Raw genomic sequence first — 1,366 nt, forward strand, 5'->3', positions numbered from 1 at the left:
ACTGATCGTTTCAGAATGAGTCGAGCTGCGGTCTTGCGCTCAACGATCTTGGTCGGCAGGGTGTCCGGAGTGCGTGCTGATCTTGTTCCTGACGACCTGTGGGAGCGGGTGGCCCCGCTGCTGCCGCCCGCTCCTGAGCGGCGCCGCCGCTATCCCGGGCGGCTGCGCGTTCCTGACCGAGTGGCCCTCGCCGGCGTCATGTACGTACTGCGGACGGGTGTCGCGTGGCGTGATGTTCCCGCGGAGACGGTGGGCTGCTCCGGTGTGACGGCCTGGCGTCGGCTGCGGGACTGGACCGAGGCCGGCGTCTGGCCACGCCTGCACACGGCCTTGCTGGCCGAGCTGCGCCGGGCCGGCCTGCTGGACCTGGACGACTGCTCCGTGGACGGGTCGCACGTCCGGGCTCTCAAAGGGGGGATCACGTCGGCCCCTCGCCCGTCGACCGCGCCCGTTCCGGTTCCAAGCACCACCTGATCGTCGACCGCCACGGAACCCCGCTCGCCGTCACGCTGACTGGCGGGAACCGGCACGATGTCACCCAGCTCCTGCCGCTGCTGGACGCCATCCCGTCGATCCGTGGACTTCGGGGACGTCCTCGCCGCAGGCCCCGGCGCCTGTATGCGGACCGGGGCTACGACTTCGACAAGTACCGCCGCCTGCTGTGGAAGCGAGGCATCAAGCCGATGATCGCCCGACGCGGTGTCGCCCACGGCTCCGGACTGGGCAAAGTGCGCTGGGTGGTCGAGCGCGCCTTCGCTTGGCTGCACCAGTTCAAACGGCTCCGCACCCGCTACGAACGACGCGCCGACCTCCACCAGGGCCTGCTCGAACTGGCCTGCAGCCTCATATGCCTCCGCCGCGTACGAACCTCATCCTGAGAAGATCAGTTGGCTACGCTGAACCATCCCGGCCGCACCTCATTCAGAAGCGGTTGCAGCGACCGCACCGCGGACCGCAGGTCCTGATCCGTGACGTCAAGAGGCTCCGGCAGGCTCAGCCCGTACCCGCGCAGCCGCCAGAGGTCGAAGACTTCGCTCCCGTCGGCTGCGAAGTCCACATCGACCTCAGTGCCGTTGTCGCTCACGAAGCGGCACCCTGCCCCATGAACCTCGTAGGAGTAGGTGCCGATGTCATCACTCCGGCTGATCCGGCGCGCACGGGCCAGGCCGACGACGTCCGCCAGTCGCTCAAGCGAGGGGATCGCCACCCTCATGGCCTCATCAATCGCGTTCAGAGCGCGGACGTAACCGAGCACGAGGTCTCTCGCAGCCCCAACCCGTTCCATACGGCGTCATCCCCCCTGAGCCTGTGACTGAAGGGATTGTTTCACGGGGCCGACAGCGTCTCCGCAGGGCGGCATTCTGAA

The 1,366-nt window shown here is 67.9% G+C and carries 2 protein-coding genes; one reads left to right on the forward strand and one right to left on the reverse strand.

Annotated features, from left to right (window positions below; genetic code table 11):
- Window positions 1-69: 69 nt before the first annotated feature.
- Window positions 70-878, forward strand: a protein-coding gene (locus ACGFYQ_RS42215) for an IS5 family transposase (protein ID WP_393752683.1) whose coding sequence is annotated in 2 segments (ribosomal slippage) — window positions 70-409 and window positions 409-878 — 810 coding nt in all. Because the reading frame shifts where the segments join, the coding sequence is not laid out codon by codon here.
- A gap of 5 nt (window positions 879-883) precedes the next feature.
- Here the strand turns inward: ACGFYQ_RS42215 and ACGFYQ_RS42220 are convergent.
- Window positions 884-1,255, reverse strand: a complete 372-nt coding sequence (locus ACGFYQ_RS42220) for a DUF6896 domain-containing protein (RefSeq protein WP_393752685.1) — start codon at window positions 1,253-1,255, stop codon at window positions 884-886.
- Between the last annotated feature and the right edge of the window lie 111 nt (window positions 1,256-1,366).

The organism is Streptomyces sp. NPDC048258 (assembly GCF_043201995.1).
Classification (GTDB): domain Bacteria; phylum Actinomycetota; class Actinomycetes; order Streptomycetales; family Streptomycetaceae; genus Streptomyces.